Annotated in this window: 12 protein-coding genes; 5 read left to right on the top strand and 7 right to left on the bottom strand. The window is 73.4% G+C overall.

Annotated elements, in window-relative coordinates; all coding sequences use genetic code 11:
- The first annotated feature begins 164 nt into the window (after positions 1–164).
- A complete protein-coding gene (locus OHA37_RS21445; protein WP_443046193.1) occupies positions 165–1,037 on the top strand; it encodes an ABC transporter ATP-binding protein in 873 nt (290 codons plus the stop codon).
- A 20-nt stretch (positions 1,038–1,057) separates the two neighbouring features.
- Positions 1,058–2,761 (top strand): transporter, encoded by a 1,704-nt coding sequence (locus OHA37_RS21440; RefSeq protein ID WP_266907605.1) that lies wholly within the window; start codon positions 1,058–1,060, stop codon positions 2,759–2,761.
- On the opposite strand, the gene OHA37_RS21435 is transcribed toward OHA37_RS21440, so the two are convergent.
- Positions 2,748–3,323 (bottom strand): NAD(P)H oxidoreductase, encoded by a 576-nt coding sequence (locus OHA37_RS21435; RefSeq protein ID WP_266907603.1) that lies wholly within the window; start codon positions 3,321–3,323, stop codon positions 2,748–2,750. The genes OHA37_RS21440 and OHA37_RS21435 overlap by 14 nt on opposite strands.
- Positions 3,320–4,462 carry an NADP-dependent oxidoreductase gene (locus OHA37_RS21430; RefSeq protein ID WP_266907601.1) on the bottom strand — a complete coding sequence of 381 codons (1,143 nt, stop codon included), beginning with the start codon at positions 4,460–4,462 and terminating at the stop codon, positions 3,320–3,322. Before OHA37_RS21430 ends, OHA37_RS21435 begins: the two co-directional genes overlap by 4 nt.
- A 165-nt stretch (positions 4,463–4,627) precedes the next feature.
- Between OHA37_RS21430 and OHA37_RS21425 the strand changes: the two genes are divergently transcribed.
- Positions 4,628–7,870 (top strand): BTAD domain-containing putative transcriptional regulator, encoded by a 3,243-nt coding sequence (locus tag OHA37_RS21425; RefSeq protein WP_266907599.1) that lies wholly within the window; start codon positions 4,628–4,630, stop codon positions 7,868–7,870.
- 75 nt (positions 7,871–7,945) lie between these two features.
- On the opposite strand, the gene OHA37_RS21420 is transcribed toward OHA37_RS21425, so the two are convergent.
- Together OHA37_RS21420 and OHA37_RS21415 are read right to left on the bottom strand one after the other, a co-directional pair.
- Positions 7,946–8,818: an alpha/beta fold hydrolase gene (locus OHA37_RS21420; RefSeq protein WP_266907597.1), complete on the bottom strand. Its 873-nt coding sequence runs from the start codon at positions 8,816–8,818 to the stop codon at positions 7,946–7,948.
- Between the two features lie 374 nt (positions 8,819–9,192).
- Entirely contained in the window at positions 9,193–9,885 is a 693-nt protein-coding gene (locus OHA37_RS21415) for a metal-dependent transcriptional regulator (protein ID WP_266907595.1), read from the bottom strand.
- A 268-nt stretch (positions 9,886–10,153) separates the two neighbouring features.
- On the opposite strand from OHA37_RS21415, the gene OHA37_RS21410 reads away from it, so the two are divergent.
- Positions 10,154–10,909 carry an SIS domain-containing protein gene (locus OHA37_RS21410; protein WP_266907593.1) on the top strand — a complete coding sequence of 252 codons (756 nt, stop codon included), beginning with the start codon at positions 10,154–10,156 and terminating at the stop codon, positions 10,907–10,909.
- A gap of 40 nt (positions 10,910–10,949) precedes the next feature.
- Here the strand turns inward: OHA37_RS21410 and OHA37_RS21405 are convergent, their stop codons facing one another.
- The 3 genes from OHA37_RS21405 to pdxH form a co-directional block, all read right to left on the bottom strand.
- Positions 10,950–12,260 (bottom strand): PAS domain-containing protein, encoded by a 1,311-nt coding sequence (locus tag OHA37_RS21405; RefSeq protein WP_266907591.1) that lies wholly within the window; start codon positions 12,258–12,260, stop codon positions 10,950–10,952.
- 102 nt (positions 12,261–12,362) lie between these two features.
- A complete protein-coding gene (locus OHA37_RS21400; RefSeq protein ID WP_266907589.1) occupies positions 12,363–12,974 on the bottom strand; it encodes a PH domain-containing protein in 612 nt (203 codons plus the stop codon).
- Between the two features lie 479 nt (positions 12,975–13,453).
- Positions 13,454–14,077 (bottom strand): pyridoxamine 5'-phosphate oxidase, encoded by a 624-nt coding sequence (pdxH, locus tag OHA37_RS21395; RefSeq protein WP_266912965.1) that lies wholly within the window; start codon positions 14,075–14,077, stop codon positions 13,454–13,456.
- A gap of 237 nt (positions 14,078–14,314) precedes the next feature.
- On the opposite strand from pdxH, the gene OHA37_RS21390 reads away from it, so the two are divergent.
- Positions 14,315–15,421: a citrate synthase 2 gene (locus tag OHA37_RS21390; RefSeq protein ID WP_266907587.1), complete on the top strand. Its 1,107-nt coding sequence runs from the start codon at positions 14,315–14,317 to the stop codon at positions 15,419–15,421.
- Positions 15,422–15,478 lie beyond the last annotated feature (57 nt).

Genomic DNA, 15,478 nt, shown 5'->3' with positions numbered 1-15,478 from the left:
GCCCGCCCGCTCTGGCCCCTCCGCCCCCTCTGACCCCTCCGCCCCGCCCTGACCAGCGGAGATGTCAGAGGAAAAACTCATGACATAAGTAACTGCTCCGCCTCTCCCCCTCCTCCTATGGTGAGAAAAGCAGGACACGGGGAACAGAAGCGAGAGGCAGGCGCATGCCGGACCAGGGCGTTGCGATGGGCGGGGCGGACGGAGCGGGCGGCGGTGCGGGGCGCGCACCGGCCGCCGCGCCCGCCGTGCGGGTCGAGGGTTTGTGGAAGCGGTTCGGCGAGCAGGTGGCCGTCTCCGGGATCGATCTGGAGCTGCCTGCCGGGCAGTTCATCGGCCTGGTCGGGCCGAACGGCGCGGGCAAGACGACCACGCTGTCGATGGTGACCGGGCTGCTGCGCCCGGACATGGGCCGGGTGTTCGTCGCCGGGCACGACGTGTGGGCGGACCCGGTCGAGGTGAAGTCCCGGATCGGCGTGCTGCCGGAGGGGCTGCGGCTCTTCGAGCGGCTCTCCGGCCGGGAACTGCTGGGCTACATGGGCCGGTTGCGGGGGCTGCCGGGCAAGGAGACGGACAGCAGGGCCACGCAGCTGCTGGACATCCTGGACCTGGCCGGTTCGCAGAACAAGCTGATCGTCGACTACTCGACGGGCATGCGGAAGAAGATCGGCCTGGCGGCCGCACTGCTCCACAACCCCGAAGTCCTGTTCCTGGACGAGCCGTTCGAAGGCGTGGACCCGGTGTCCGCGCAGACCATCCGCGGAGTGCTGGAGCGATACACCTCCTCCGGAGCCACGGTCGTCTTCTCCTCCCACGTCATGGAGCTCGTCGAGTCGCTGTGCGACTGGGTGGCCGTGATGGCCGCCGGCCGGATCCGGGCCGCGGGCCCGCTGGCCGACGTACGGGGTGACGCGCCCTCGCTGCAGGCCGCGTTCCTGGAGCTGGTCGGCGCGCAGGGCCGGGCCACGGGCGAGTCCCTGGACTGGCTCGGCAGCGGGGCCGCCGCCAACGGCGGGAGCAACGGGGCGGGCGTCCGATGAGCACGCCGACGCCGACGCCCATGTCCAATCCCACGCCGACGCCCACGCCCACGCCGACGCCCACGCAGGCTCAGGCGACCGCATCCGGGTCCGCAGCGGCCTCCGGCGCACCCGCTTCCGCGGTCGCCTCCGTCAGCATCACGCCGATCTTCGTCCGCCTCAAGCTGTCCCTCCTGCGCAACGGGCTCAAGGGCTCCTCGAAGCGCAAGGCCGCCTACTTCGGCGCCCTCGCCTTCGCCCTCTTCATCGCGTTCCTCGCCATGCTCGGCCTCACCGTGCTGCGCGGCAACGCGCACGCCGGCACGGTCGCCGTCCTACTGGCGGCGATCATGGCCCTGGGCTGGACGTTCGTCCCGCTGTTCTTCCCCACCGGCGACGAGACGCTCGACCCGACGCGGCTGGTCATGCTGCCGCTGCGCCCGCGTCCGCTCGTACGGGCCCTGCTGGCCTCCTCGCTCGTCGGCATCGGCCCGCTGTTCACGCTGTGCCTGGCCGTCGGCTCGGTGATCGCCGTCGCCCGGGGCGCGGCGGGCGTGGTGGCCGCCGTACTGGCCGTACCGCTGCTGCTCGTCGGCTGCGTCGCACTGGCCCGGGCGGTGGCCACCGCCAACGTCCGGCTGCTGACCAGCCGCAAGGGGCGCGACCTCGCGCTGCTCAGCGGCCTGCTGATCGCGATCGGCGCGCAGGTGGCGAACCTCGCCGCCGAGCGGCTGTTCCAGACCGGCGGCCTGGAGCGGCTGGAGCCGGCCGGGGAGATCGTGCGCTGGCTGCCGCCCGCGACGGCCCTCGGGATGGTCGATTCCGCGAGCGAGGGCTCGTACGGGATCGCGGCCGCCCAGCTCCTCATCACGGTCGCGGCCCTCGGCCTGCTGCTCTGGTTCTGGGAGCGCAGCCTGACCAAGCTGATGGTCACCCCGGACGGTTCGACGATCGCGTCCGCCAAGGAGAAGAAGAAGCCGGTGAACCGCGCGGCCCGCGGCGGCTGGTCGTTCCTGCCGGACGACCGTACGGGCGCGGCCGTCCTGCGCTCGCTGCGCTACAGCGTGCGTGACCCGAAGATCAAGTCGGCGTTCGTGTCGGCCCTGGCGATCGGCCTGCTCATCCCGGTGGTCAACGCCGTCCAGGGCACCGGCTCGGTGTACCTGGCCTGCTTCGCCTCGGGCATGATCGGCCTCCAGATGTACAACCAGTTCGGGCAGGACACCTCGGCGTTCTGGATGGTCGCGCAGACCATTTCGAGCACCCGGGACGCCTACGTGGAACTGCGCGCCCGCGCCCTGGCCCTCGCCCTGGTCACCGTGCCCTACACGGTGGTGGTCGCGGCGCTCACGGCCGGCCTGCTCGGCGACTGGGCCGGTCTCCCCGGCGCCCTGGGCCTGGGCCTGGCGCTGCTCGGCTCGATGCTGTGCACGGGAGCCCTGTCGTCCGCCTTCTTCGCGTACTCGATCCCGACCGACGGCGCCTTCAAGAACGTCGCCCCGGGCCAGGGCGCCCTGGCGTGGGGGAGCCTCTTCACCGGCATGCTCGCCTCGGCGCTGATCTCCTCTCCCGTGATCGCCCTGGCCATCTACTTCAGCGCCACGGACCAGCGGTCCCTGGCCTGGATCCTGCTCCCCCTGGGCGTGGTCTGGGGCACCCTGGCCACCTGGGCCGGCCTGCGCATCGCGGCCCCGACGGTGGCGCGCAAGCTCCCGGAGATCCTGCTGGCGGTCAGCAAGGGCTGACCACCGGGGCAAGGGCCGCGTCGGCCTCGGCGAGGGCCGACTCGCCCGCGCTCAGGGAGTCGTGGACGAAGTGGACGGTGGCCTCCTCGATGCCGCAGTACTCCGAGATGCCGACGCGCAGCAGGCGGTCCACCGGCTCGTCCCAGCCGAGCTCCTTGAACTTCGCCTCCGGGTAGCTCACCAGCGGGATCCAGACCATCCGCTTGCCCTTCAGGAGCGGGTCGCGGCGGCCGTAGGCGAAGCCGTTGTTCCAGACCCGGTCGATCCAGCCCTTCAGGAGGGCCGGGAGGCCGAACCACCAGAGCGGGAAGACCACCACGAGGATCTCGGCGGCCGCGATCCGGTCCATGTGGGCCCGGGTCTCGGCGGAGTACTCCTTGTCGAGGTCCGACCAGTCCGGCTCGTCCTCGGGCCCCATGCGGGGGTCGAAGCCCTCGGCGTGCAGGTCGAGCACGTCGACCGTGTGGCCGCCGGCCTCCAGCCGGGCCACGGCGCGGCGGGCGAGCTGGGCGGTCAGGGAATCGCCGCGGGGGTGGGCCAGGACGACCAGGGCGGCGCTCATCGGGCATCGGTGGGGGCGGTGGTGGTGGGCGCGGTGGTGGTGGGCGCCGTCACGGCGGGGGTTTCCGGGGAGAGGCGGACCAGCATCTTGCCGGTGTTCGCGCCGCGCATCATGCCGAGGAAGGCCTCCGGGGCGTGCTCGATGCCTTCGACGACGGTCTCCTCCGTGCGCAGGCTGCCGTCCGCCAGCCACCCCGCCGCCCGGCCGATCCACTCCGGGAACAGGTCGAAGTGGCTGGAGACGAGCATCCCCCGCAGGGTCACCTCGCGGGCCGCGGCCTGGAAGAGGTTGTCCGGACCCACCGCCGGAGCGGTGGCGTTGTAGCCGCTGATCGCGCCGACCATGGCGATCCGCCCGCCCTGGCGCATCGCGCCGATGGCCGCCCGGAGGTGGTCGCCGCCGACCGCGTCGAGGTAGACGTCGATGCCCTCGGGGGCCGCCTCGGCGAGCTGGCCGGCCAGGTCGCCCTGGCGGTAGTCCACGGCCGCGTCGTAGCCGAAGCGGTCCAGCAGCTTCTTCGTCTTGAGCGGGCCGCCCGCCGAGCCGATCACCCGGGAGGCGCCCAGGCGCCGCGCCAGCTGCCCGGCGACGCTGCCGACCGCGCCGGCGGCGGCGGAGACGAAGACGACGTCGCCCTCCTTGACCGGGGCCGTGCGGGTCAGCGCCGCGTACGCCGTCAGGCCCGTGGTGCCGAGCGGACCGAGGTACGCGGACTGCGAGGCGACCGCGGGATCCACGACGGTCGCGGCGGCCGCGTCGAGCACCGCGTACTCCCGCCAGCCGAGGAAGTGCGAGACGGTCGCCCCGACCGGCACCGCCGCGGAGCGGGAGGCGACGACCTCGCCGATCGCGCTCCCTTCGAGGGCCGTGCCGAGGGCGAAGGGCGGGATGTAGGAGGGGGCGTCGTCCATCCGGCCCCGCATGTACGGGTCCACGGACATCCAGGTGTTGCGGACCAGGATCTGGCCTTCGGCGGGCTCCGGGACCTCGGTGGCCACCAGGTCGAAGTGGTGCGGGGCCGGCTCGCCCACGGGGCGGGCGGCCAGGCGGATCTCGCGGGAGGGGGTCGTCCTGGTGGTGGTCGTGGTCTTGGCCCCGGTGGTGGTCTCGGTCCCGGTGGTGGTCTCGGTCGTGGTCATCTGGCTGTTCCTTCCGGTGTGTTCCCGTGACCGCTCGGTCGCGGTCACGGGAACACCATGTCCGGGGCCGCGCACGGGCCGCGCACGCGTCACGCACGGGACCGCGCACGGGACCGATCACGGCCGCACGCATGGGGTCTGACGGGCAAGAAGTAACGTTGCGGCATGCGTTTCGAGGTGCTGGGGCCACTGACCGTCCGCACGGACGACGGGACTCCCGTGCCCGTTTCCGAAGCGAAGGTACGGGCCCTGCTCGCGGCCCTCCTCGTACGCGACGGCCGGCCCGTGCCGGTGGACCGGCTGATCGAGGACCTGTGGGGCGAGGCGGGCGACGCCGCCCCCGGCAACCCGGGGAACACCCTCCAGACCAAGGTCTCCCAGCTCCGCCGGATCCTCGCCGAGGCCGAGGACGGCGCACGCTCCCTGGTCGCGTACGGTCCGGCCGGCTACGCCCTGCGCGCTCCGGCGCGGGCCGTGGACGCCGAGCGCTTCGCGGAGCTCGCGGCGGCCGCGCGCAAAGAAGCCGGGCCGCGGGACCGGGCGGAGCTGCTGGCGCGGGCGCTCGGGCTGTGGCAGGGGGAGGCGTACGCCGACTTCCGGGGCGCCGGCTTCACGCAGACGGCGATCGCCCGGCTGGAGGAGCAGCGGATCACGGCCTACGAGGACCTGGCCGAGGCCCGCCTCGAACTCGGTGAACACCGGCAGCTCGCGGATGATTTGGCCGGCCCCGCCGCGGCCCACCCGCTGCGCCAGCGGCTGCGCGGCAGCCAGATGCGGGCGCTGTACCGCGCCGGCCGCCAGAGCGAGGCCCTCGCCGTCTACGCGCAGCTGCGCGAGCTGTTCGCCGAGGAACTCGGCATCGACCCCGGAGCGGAACTCTCGGCCCTGTACGAGGCCATCCTCCGCCAGGACCCCGCGCTGGGCCCGGCCCTGGGCCCGGCCACGGAGCCGAGCCCGGCCGCTCCGGCGGGCCCGGGCGCGGCGCCGGGCCCGCCGGAGCGGGCGGTCCGGGGCGGCGGGGCGTACGGGGGTGGCCGGGCCTACGGGGGCGGCGGGAACCTGCCCACCCCCGTCAGCTCCCTCGTGGGCCGCGAGGAGGCCGTCACCCGGGTGTGCGCGGCGCTCGGGGCCGGCCGGCTGGTGACGCTGTGCGGGCCCGGCGGTGTCGGCAAGACCCGGCTCGCGCTCGCAGCGGCGGCGCGACTGGAGGAGGCCCACCCCGACGGGGTGTGGTTCGTGGAACTCGCGGGCGCGCAGAGCGCGTCGGTCGCCGAAGCCGTGGCCGCGGCGATCGGGATGCGTGAGGACGACGCGGGTGGCGGCTCCGTCGAGGACCGGCTCGCCGAGGTGTTGGGGAGGCGCGCGGCACTCCTCGTACTCGACAACTGCGAACACCTCCTCCCCGCCGCCGCGGCCCTCGCCGAACGGCTCCTGCGCCGCGCCCCCGGCCTGCGCGTCCTCGCCACCAGCCAGGAGCCGCTCGCGCTCTCGGGCGAGGTGATCGAGGCCGTCGCCCCGCTCGCGGAGGCCCAGGCCGTGGAACTCTTCGCGGCCCGCGCGGCCGCCGCCGCCCCCGGCTTCGCCCTCGGCCCCGGCACCGCGGAGGCCGTGGCCCTGATCTGCCGCCGGCTGGACGGGATCCCGCTCGCGCTGGAACTCGCCGCGACGCGGGTACGGGTCCTGGGCGTGGAGGCACTGGCGGAACGCCTGCACGACCGCTTCCGCCTGCTCAACCAGGTGCGCCGCGACGCCCCGGCCCGCCAGCGCACGCTGCGCGCGACGATCGACTGGAGCTGGGAGCTGCTCTCCCCGGCGGAGGCGACGGTCCTGCGCCGCCTGTCGGTGTTCGCGGGCGGGTTCACGGTGGAGGCGGCCGAGGCGGTGTGTGCGGACGGGGACGGGCTGGGTGGGGGCGGGCCGGGCGCGGATGGGCCGGGCGCCGGTGGCGGGGTCGCCCGTGACGACGTGCTCGATCTGCTCACGCGGCTCGTGGACTGCTCGCTCGTGAGCTCGGCGTACGGGGACTCGGCAGGTGGGGACACCGCGTACGGCGACTTGCGCCTGCGGCTGCTGGAGTCGGTGGCCGCGTACGGGCTGGAGCGGCTCGAAGCCGCCGGGGAGACGGGTGCGACCCGGCAGCGGCACGCGCAGTACTACACCGGCTTCGCCGAGCGCGCGGCCGAGCGGCTGCACGGGCCCGGGCAGGGCGAGTGGCTGCGCCGGCTCGACCGGGAAGGACTCAACGCCCGGGCCGCCCTGGAGCACACGGGGGCCGGGGAGTTGGGGCTGCGGCTGGTCGGTGCGCAATCCTGGTACTGGTTCCTGCGCGGCCGGATCCAGGAAGCCACCGAGGCCACCCGAGCGGCCGGGGCAACGACCCTGCACGCCGCCTTCGCACTGCTCGGCGGGGACGACAGCCACCTGGACGGTGACTTCTCGGCCGCCGACCTCCGGGGACAGTGGCTGCTGGCCTACGCGCGGTGCGGCTTCGGCTCCGGCGTGCGGGAGGACGAACTCACGGTCCTACCGCATCAGTTCCGCGAGACCGGCGACCGCTGGGGCGAGGCGGTCGCACTGCTCACCCTCTCGACGTGGGCGCTCTACGACGGCGACCTCGCGGAACTGCGCCGCAACGCGGAGGCGGCCGCCGCGGTGTTCACCGAACTCGGCGATTGTTGGGGACAGTTGCAGACCTCCGAGCAGCTCGGCATCCTCGCCGAGGTGACCGGGGACTACGCGGCCGCGGCGCGGCTGCACGAGGAGGGCGCACGGGACGCGCAGGAGCTGGAGCTGTGGACGCACGCCTCCTTCCGGCTGGCCCGGCGGGGCCGCATCGCGCTGCTGACCGGCGACCTGGCCCACGCGGCCGCGCTGCACGAGCAGGCCCTGCGGCTGGCGCAGGAGCAATGCCACCGCCCGGCCGAGCAGTTCGCGGCGATCGGGCTCGCCCTGGGAGCGCGGCGCGGCGGCGACCTGGACGGCGCCGAGGCCCTGCTGCGGCCGTGGCTCGACTGGAACCAGCGGCTCGGGGTCGACTCCGGAGCGGCGCTGATCCTGGCGGAGCTGGGCTACGTCGCGGAGCTGCGGGCCGACCCGGCCGCGGCGGAGTCCCTCCACCGCGAAGGCCTCGCGGCGGCCCGCCGCTCGGGGGACCCGCGCGCGCTCGCCCTGGCCCTCGAAGGCCTGGCGGGGGTGCTCATGCCCGCCCGGGCGGCCTCCCTGCTGGGCACGGCTACGGCCCTGCGCGCCTCGGTGGGTACCCCGCGCCCGCCGGCGGAGCGCACCGACACCGACCGGGCAACGGCCCGAGCCCGCGCGGCCCTGGGTCTGGATGCCTTCGCGACGGCCTTCGCGGCGGGCGAAGCGCTGGCGCTGGAGGAGCAACTGACCCTGCTGGGTGGCCCGTGACCTCGGGCCACTGGCCGCCACCCCGAGCGCAAGGACGCTCACGAGCCCCTCGGGGTCGGGGGGGGCGGCCTGCACCTACGCCGAGGCCTTGATGCCCTCCAGGAACGGCTCCACCGCCGCCCGCCACGCCGTCGGGTGGTCGTAGTGGAGGTAGTGGCCGGCGTCCGGGATCTCCGCGTACTGTCCGGCCGGTAGGACGCGGACCATTTCCTGGGCCTCGGCCCGGCCCAGTTCGCCGTCCAGGCCGCGGACGACCAGCGTCGGGCAGCGCACCTGGGCGAGCTCCTCCCAGTGCGCGTCGTGTACCCACGTCTCCCGCGCGGTCAGCATCTGGCGGCGGGAGAAGAGGGGGCGCCAGCCGTCGTCGGCCTCGTGCATGACCTCCGCGAAGAACTCGCCCCGGCCGGGGTCGGGGCGCTCCACCCGCGGGTCGTCCTCGCCGAACCAGCGCCGGGCGGCGTCCTGGGTGGGGAACGGCAGCGGCCAGTGCCGGAACCATTCCTCCCATTCCTGCTGCGAGGCCTCCCCCAGCGCGGACGCCCGCATGTCGCAGATGACCAGGGCCGCTACGAGGTCGGGGCGGCGGGCCGCGAGCTGCCAGGCGGTGAGGGCGCCCATGGAATGGCCGATCAGCGTCACCGGCGCCAGGCCGAGCTGCTCGACGGCCGCTTCGGCGTCGGCCACGAAGGCCTCGCGCCCGTAGGCGACGGAGTGGGCGGGGCCTGCGGTTGGCGGGCGCTCGCTCTGGCCGTGGCCGCGCTGATCGAGGGCCACCACGCGGCGGCTCGCGCCGAGCCAGCGGGCGGTGCCCGTCCAGTGGAAGGCGCGGCCCATCAGGCCGTGCAGTAAGAGGGCCGCGGGCTCACCCGACGGCGAAGCCGCTTCGCTGAACTCCCAGGCCGCCAGGCGTACCCCGTCGGCCCCCGTCACATCGAGGCGTCGTACCACCGCAGATGCACCCCCTTCACTCCCGGCCAGAGTATCGAACCCGTATTCGAAAACGGGGTTCTCGCCGGCAACACCGCTCTTTCGAGTGACCTTGCTCAAGGATTGACCGCCGCTGCCGATGGAGATCCTTTCAACAGGGAGGCGGACCGCTCGGGGAAGACGGTCCGAAGGGATGACCTTGAGAGCTCGGGGCTCCAGGTCAAGCAGGGGAGGACCGGTCCCGGCGCCGAAAGGCGCCGGGACCATCCATACAGATCCGCACCGGTCCACAGTGGCCGACACCAGTCCGATTCGCTCGCACTGGCGACCCGATCGAACGTCCGTGCGTCAGCACGTCGATTCCCCGGATCCCGACCCCCCAGCCCCTCCGTCCGTCAGCGCTTGGCCACGAACACGTGGGAGGCGATGTCCGCATCCAGCTCCGCGGCCTCGCCCCCACTGCCGACCAGCACACCGCCGGGCGACTCGGTCACGCTGACCACCGAACCGGGCTGTACGCCCGCCCGGCGCAGCGTGTACATCAGCTGCGCGTCCGTCTGGATCGGCTCACCGATCCGGCGGATCACCACGGTCTTGCCCTCCACGCCCGGGTCCAGCTCGGACAGGCTGACCATGCCCTCCTCCAGGAACGGATCGGCCTCGGCCTTCTCGCCCAGCTCCTCCAGCCCCGGGATCGGGTTCCCGTACGGCGATTCGGTCGGGTGGCGCAGCAGCTCCAGCACCCGCCGCTCCACCGCCTCGCTCATCACGTGCTCCCAGCGGCAGGCCTCGGCGTGCACCTGCTCCCACTCCAGGCCGATGACGTCGACGAGCAGACACTCCGCGAGGCGGTGCTTGCGCATCACGCGGGTCGCCAGCTTGCGGCCCTCGTCGGTCAGCTCCAGGTGCCGGTCGCTGGCGACCGCCACCAGGCCGTCGCGCTCCATCCGCGCCACCGTCTGGCTCACCGTCGGGCCGCTCTGGTCGAGCCGCTCGGCGATGCGGGCGCGCATGGGCACCACACCTTCCTCTTCCAGTTCGAGGATGGTGCGGAGGTACATCTCCGTGGTATCGATCAGTCCGGACATTCGTGCCCCTCGGATTGCGTGCGCTGGCCCTGCCCCCAATTCTGACCCATCACGCCGACAACCGTCCCGTGTAGGACGTCAAGGGCCGTTCCGGACTGCCCGGAAACGCCCCTCCGTCCCCTCCGGGCACCTCTCATTACGCCGCCCACCGGGCCTTTCGCCCCCTGGATGGAAGTTCGTATTGACACGCCCTTGGTCCAGACCGCACGGTGAGCGGCGGACACGGACGACAACCTCACCCACTCCCACCCCGGAAGGCCATCGGCGTATGAGCGAGAGCAAGCTGGCCGGTCAGTTCTTCGACGCCGCGATCGGCCTGCTGGAGCGGGTACGGGACGAGGAGTCCGCCCGCATCAACGAGGCCGGGACCGTCATCGCGGAGGCCGTGGCCACCGGGAACAAGCTCTTCGCCTTCGGCGCCGGGCACTCCTCGCTCCCCGCCCAGGACGTGGTCTACCGCGCCGGCGGGCTCGCCCTGATGAACTTCCTCGCCGTGCCCGGCACCGTCGGCATCGACGTCATGCCCGCCACCCTCGGCAGCGCCCTGGAGCGCGTCGACGGCCTCGCCGGGGCGGTCCTGGACAGCAGCCCGGCCAGCGACGGCGACGTCCTCGTGATCATCTCCCTCTCCGGGCGCAACGCGCTGCCGGTCGAGATGGCCATGAACGCCCGCGCGATCGGCCTCAAGGTCATCGGCGTCACCTCGGTGGCCTACGCGACCGACACCAAGTCCCGCCACGTCTCCGGCACCTTCCTCAAGGACCACTGCGACATCGTCCTCGACAGCAAGATCGCGGTCGGCGACGCCGAACTCACCCACGAGGGCATCGAGGCCCCCTTCGCCCCCGCCTCCACCGTCGTGACCAGCGCGATCATGCAGGCCGTCATGGCCGCCGCGGCCGGCGAGCTCGTCGCCCGCGGGGTCGAACCGCCGCTCCTGCGCTCGGGCAACGTCGACGGCGGCCACGAGTGGAACGGCCGCGTGATGCAGGAGTACGGCGACCGCATCTTCTTCCGCCACTAGGCACGCCGCGGGGCGGGGGGCGGAGGCCGCGGGGGGGCTACTACCGCCCCGCCAGGTCCAGATCCGCCGCGACGCGGGCCGCCACCTCCTCCGCGTACGCCGCGTCCGCGCGCTCGAAGGCGGCCCGCGACGGCCCCCGCAGGAACGTCAGCGTCCCCAGGCTCCGGCCCCGGCTGCGCAGCACCGTGCACAGCCCGTGCGCCGCGCCCTCGGGCCAGCGCCGGATGCCCGCCCACGCCTCGTCGGCCTGCCCGCGCGGCGCGCTGGTGCGCACCGACCCGGCCCGGTCCAGCGCCTGCAGCGCCGGGTGGCCGGGCTCGTAGCGCACCGGGATCGCCCCGGGCTCGGGCAGCCCCGGCAGGCCGGGCGGGGACGCCGCCCAGCGCAGCAGCCGTACGGGCGCGGGGTCCCGTAGCGGCTCCAGTACGTCCACCAGCGCGTGCTCGGCGAAGCCCGCCAGCGCGAACTCCAGCCGGACGGCCGCCGCCTCGGCCGGGTCCTCGCACTCGGCGGCGGCCCGCCCGGCCCGGTACAGCTGATGCGACCGGAACCGCAGCTGCGCCGTGTCCAGCTGCGCCTGACGGGCCTCGGTGACGTCCTGGAACAGCAGCGCGACCCCGAGCGGTACGGGTTCTTCCGCGAGCGGCGACGCCAGGCGCAGGAACCCGCACCGCCAGCACCGCCGCCGAACGCCCTCGGGGCCCCGTACGGACACCCACAGCTCCGCCGGGGCCGGGGGCGCCCCCTCGGCCAGCACGTGCTGCAGGGCCCCCTCCAGCTCCTCCACCCCCTGCGCCAGCAGCTCCCCCAGGGGCCGCCCGAGCAGCGTGGTGCGGCCGGAGCCGAAAGCGCGGGCGGCATGGGCGTTGACCACGGCCGGCCGCAGGTCCACGTCCACGAGGACGACGCCCCAGGAGGCGTCCTCCATCAGCGCCTCGCTCAGCGCGATGGAACGCTCCAGGTCGATCTGCGCGTGCACCTCGCTGAAGGCGCAGTACACCCCGGCCGGCTTCCCGTCGGCGCCCGGCACCCCGGCGGACTGGGTCCGCACGAGCACCCGCCCGCCGTCCTTGGTCAGCAGCGCGAACTCGTGCACCTGCCGCCCCGGCACCTCCTGGGCGGCCATGAGTCTGTCCTGCACGTCCTGCGCGTCGGCGGCCCGCACCGCCCACCCCGCGAACCCCTTGCGCCCCACGGCCTCGATCGCCGACCACCCCAGGATCCGCTCGGCCTCGCGGTTCCAGTGGGTGATCACGCCGTCGGCGTCGAACGCGCACAAGGCCGCGTCCATCCCGTCGAGCAGCGCTGCGAGCAGATCGTCGGCGGTCTCGTCACGTCCGGATGCAGTCACCTGGGCCCCCTGCAGGTGTTCGCGTGTGCGGCACGTCACGTCATTGAACTGGAACGTGACGCAGCCCACACCGCTTTCCGCGGATTGGGACGAAAAATCCCGTCAGGAGCCGGTGAAGAAGACGATCACGGCGAGCACCGGGAGCAGGATGACGGCCCCCGCCACGGGCATCCGCCACCCGGACAGCCACCGGTAGGCGTTCTCCCACCGCGCCGCCTGCCGGGCGATGCGCGGCTCGGCCCGCGGGTCCTCCACCCAGTCGGCACTGCGCCGCTCCGCCAGGATGGACCGCAGGCTGACGACCTCCCACCCGACGGCCGTCTGCTCGACGTCGTCCACGCACGGCAGCCCCAAACGCCGGCCGTCGGTGCGATAGGCGTACACGATCGTCCTGGGCGCGGTGCCACCGTCCACATGGGGGATGTCCACCGCACGGATGTCGTGGATGTCGTCCCAGGCGAGGCGACGCACACCGGCCGCGTCGCGCACGGCGATGCCCCGGTGGTCGACGGTGGTGAAGCGGCGCGACCTGGCGTACAGGACCCACCCGACGAAGATCGCCATCAGAGCACCCACCAGCAGCTTCACCCAGCGGGGCCAGGGCAACTCCGAGGTCGCCAGGGCGAAGAACCCGAGCAAGCCGAAGAACGCGACGAACACCACCCAGTTCCCCGGCTTCGTGCGGTACTCGCGCAGCAACCCGTCGTCCGGCATGACTCCCCCTCGGATCTTGATCCCCGGCGCCATCCTCACCCTCCCTGAGCGGGAAACAAAACCAGTTGTGACGGCCCGGATGATGCCCGGCGCGATTGGTCGCCGACGTCGGGAAGGACGAGGTCCGCCAGATGACCCGGCGGCTCCGGAGCGCCTGGGTGCGCCTGGGTGCGCCTGCGGATTCGCCCCCGAAATTTCGCCCGGAAATTCGGTTGAGCGCGATCTGCGGGGGTGCCTACAGTGGCGGCACACGAGAAGGGAGGTGGTTGCCGCAATGTACGGAAACCGGACGCGTGAGGTGGCTGCGGGCTAAAGCGCCCGCTGTCGCACGCACCTAGTGCGGTGCCTGGCGTGGTCGCCGGCGCCAATCCCAAGCAGTCACCCGACCCGCGAGCTCGCCGGTACGTCCGGCCGGCTTCCCCCACTGCAGGGGGGAAACCCGAGCTCGCGGGTCGCCTGCATTTCCAGACCCCGCCCGGCTACGGGCAGAGGCGTTCCACGCGCCAGGTGCCGGCCTCCAGGACGTAGCGGAGGCGGTCGTGGAGGCGGTTCTCGTGGCCCTGCCAGAATTCCACCGCGTCGGGGACCACGCGGATGCCGCCCCACTGCGGGGGGACGGGGACCTGTTCGCCCTCGGGGTAGCGGGCTTCCAGTTCCGCGTAGCGGCGGTCCAGTTCCGCACGGGATTCGATCACCGTGGACTGTTCGCTGGCCCAGGCGCCCAACTGGGAGCCGTGGGGGCGGGAGCGGAAGTACGCCGCCGTCTCGTCGCGGCCGATGCGGGAGGCCGTGCCGGTGACGATGACCTGGCGGGCGATGGGGTGCCAGGGGAAGAGCAGGGAGACGAAGGGGTTCGCGGCCACTTCGCGGCCCTTGCGGGAGTCGTAGTTCGTGAAGAAGACGAATCCGCGCTCGTCGAACTGCTTCAGCAGGACCGTGCGCGAGCTGGGGCGGCCGTCCGGGGTTGCGGTCGCGACGACCATCGCGTTGGGTTCGAAGACGTTCGCCTCCGCAGCGTCGCGGAACCAGCGCGCGAACTGGCCCATCGGCTCCTCGGCGAGGCTCTCCTCGGCGACGAGCTGGGAGCGGTACTGCTTGCGCATGTCGGCAGGGTCAAGGTGCTGATCGGTCACGCGGCCATCCTGCCGCAGCGGCGCGTCCGCGACTGTGCCGTATGTCACGCTTCCCCGCGCCAAGCGGAACGTACAAAATCTTGGGGCCGGTCCGACGGTCCCGAACGGATGACCATCGGCCGTGCCGGGCATCAACGGGGATGACCGCGCCGGACCGCGAATCACGCCGGGAGCCGCGCGTGTTCGCACTATTTGAGGAGCCGCCTGATGTCCGACTTCGTACCCGGTCTTGAGGGAGTCGTCGCGTTCGAAACGGAGATCGCCGAACCCGACAAGGAAGGCGGGTCGCTGCGGTACCGGGGTGTCGACATCGAAGACCTCGTGGGCCACGTCTCCTTCGGGAACGTCTGGGGTCTGCTGGTCGACGGCGCCTTCAACCCCGGCCTGCCGGCCGCCGAGCCCTTCCCGATCCCGGTGCACTCCGGTGACATCCGGGTCGACGTGCAGTCCGCGCTCGCCATGCTCGCCCCCGTGTGGGGTCTGAAACCGCTGCTCGACATCGACGAGCGGACCGCGCGCGACGATCTGGCGCGGGCGGCCGTGATGGCGCTGTCGTACGTCGCCCAGTCCGCGCGCGGCCAGGGACGGCCGATGGTCCCGCAGAGCGAGATCGACAAGGCCGAGTCCGTGGTGGAGCGGTTCATGATCCGCTGGCGGGGCGAGCCCGACCCGCGCCACGTCAAGGCCGTCGACGCCTACTGGACCTCGGCCGCCGAGCACGGGATGAACGCTTCGACCTTCACCGCGCGCGTCATCGCCTCGACGGGCGCCGATGTCGCGGCCGCGCTGTCCGGCGCGGTCGGCGCCATGTCCGGGCCGCTGCACGGCGGGGCGCCCTCGCGCGTCCTCGGCATGATCGAGGAGATCGAGCGCACCGGCGACGCCGTGGCGTACGTGAAGAAGGCCCTCGACAAGGGCGAGCGGCTGATGGGCTTCGGCCACCGCGTCTACCGCGCCGAGGACCCGCGCGCCCGCGTGCTGCGGCGTACGGCCAAGGAGCTGGACGCCCCGCGCTACGAGGTGGCCGCCGCGCTGGAGAAGGCCGCCCTGGAAGAGCTGCACGCGCGCCGCCCCGACCGGGTGCTCGCGACGAACGTGGAGTTCTGGGCCGCGATCATGCTGGACTTCGCGGAGGTCCCGGCGCACATGTTCACCTCGATGTTCACGTGTGCCCGTACCGCCGGCTGGTCCGCGCACATCCTGGAGCAGAAGCGCACGGGCCGCCTGGTCCGCCCCTCCGCCCGCTACACCGGGCCGGGTGTGCGCAACCCGCGCGAGATCGCCGGCTACGAGGACATGGCGGAGACCGCCTGAGGGTGCGACCGCGTCGGCTGCCCCCGCACAGGGCCGCCGCTCGTGCCGGGCGCCGCA

Origin of the sequence: Streptomyces sp. NBC_00335 (assembly GCF_036127095.1) — a bacterium.
In the GTDB taxonomy this organism is placed as follows: domain Bacteria; phylum Actinomycetota; class Actinomycetes; order Streptomycetales; family Streptomycetaceae; genus Streptomyces.
Note: the sequence above shows the minus strand (reverse complement) of the source record. Positions and strands in the feature narration are given on the sequence as shown.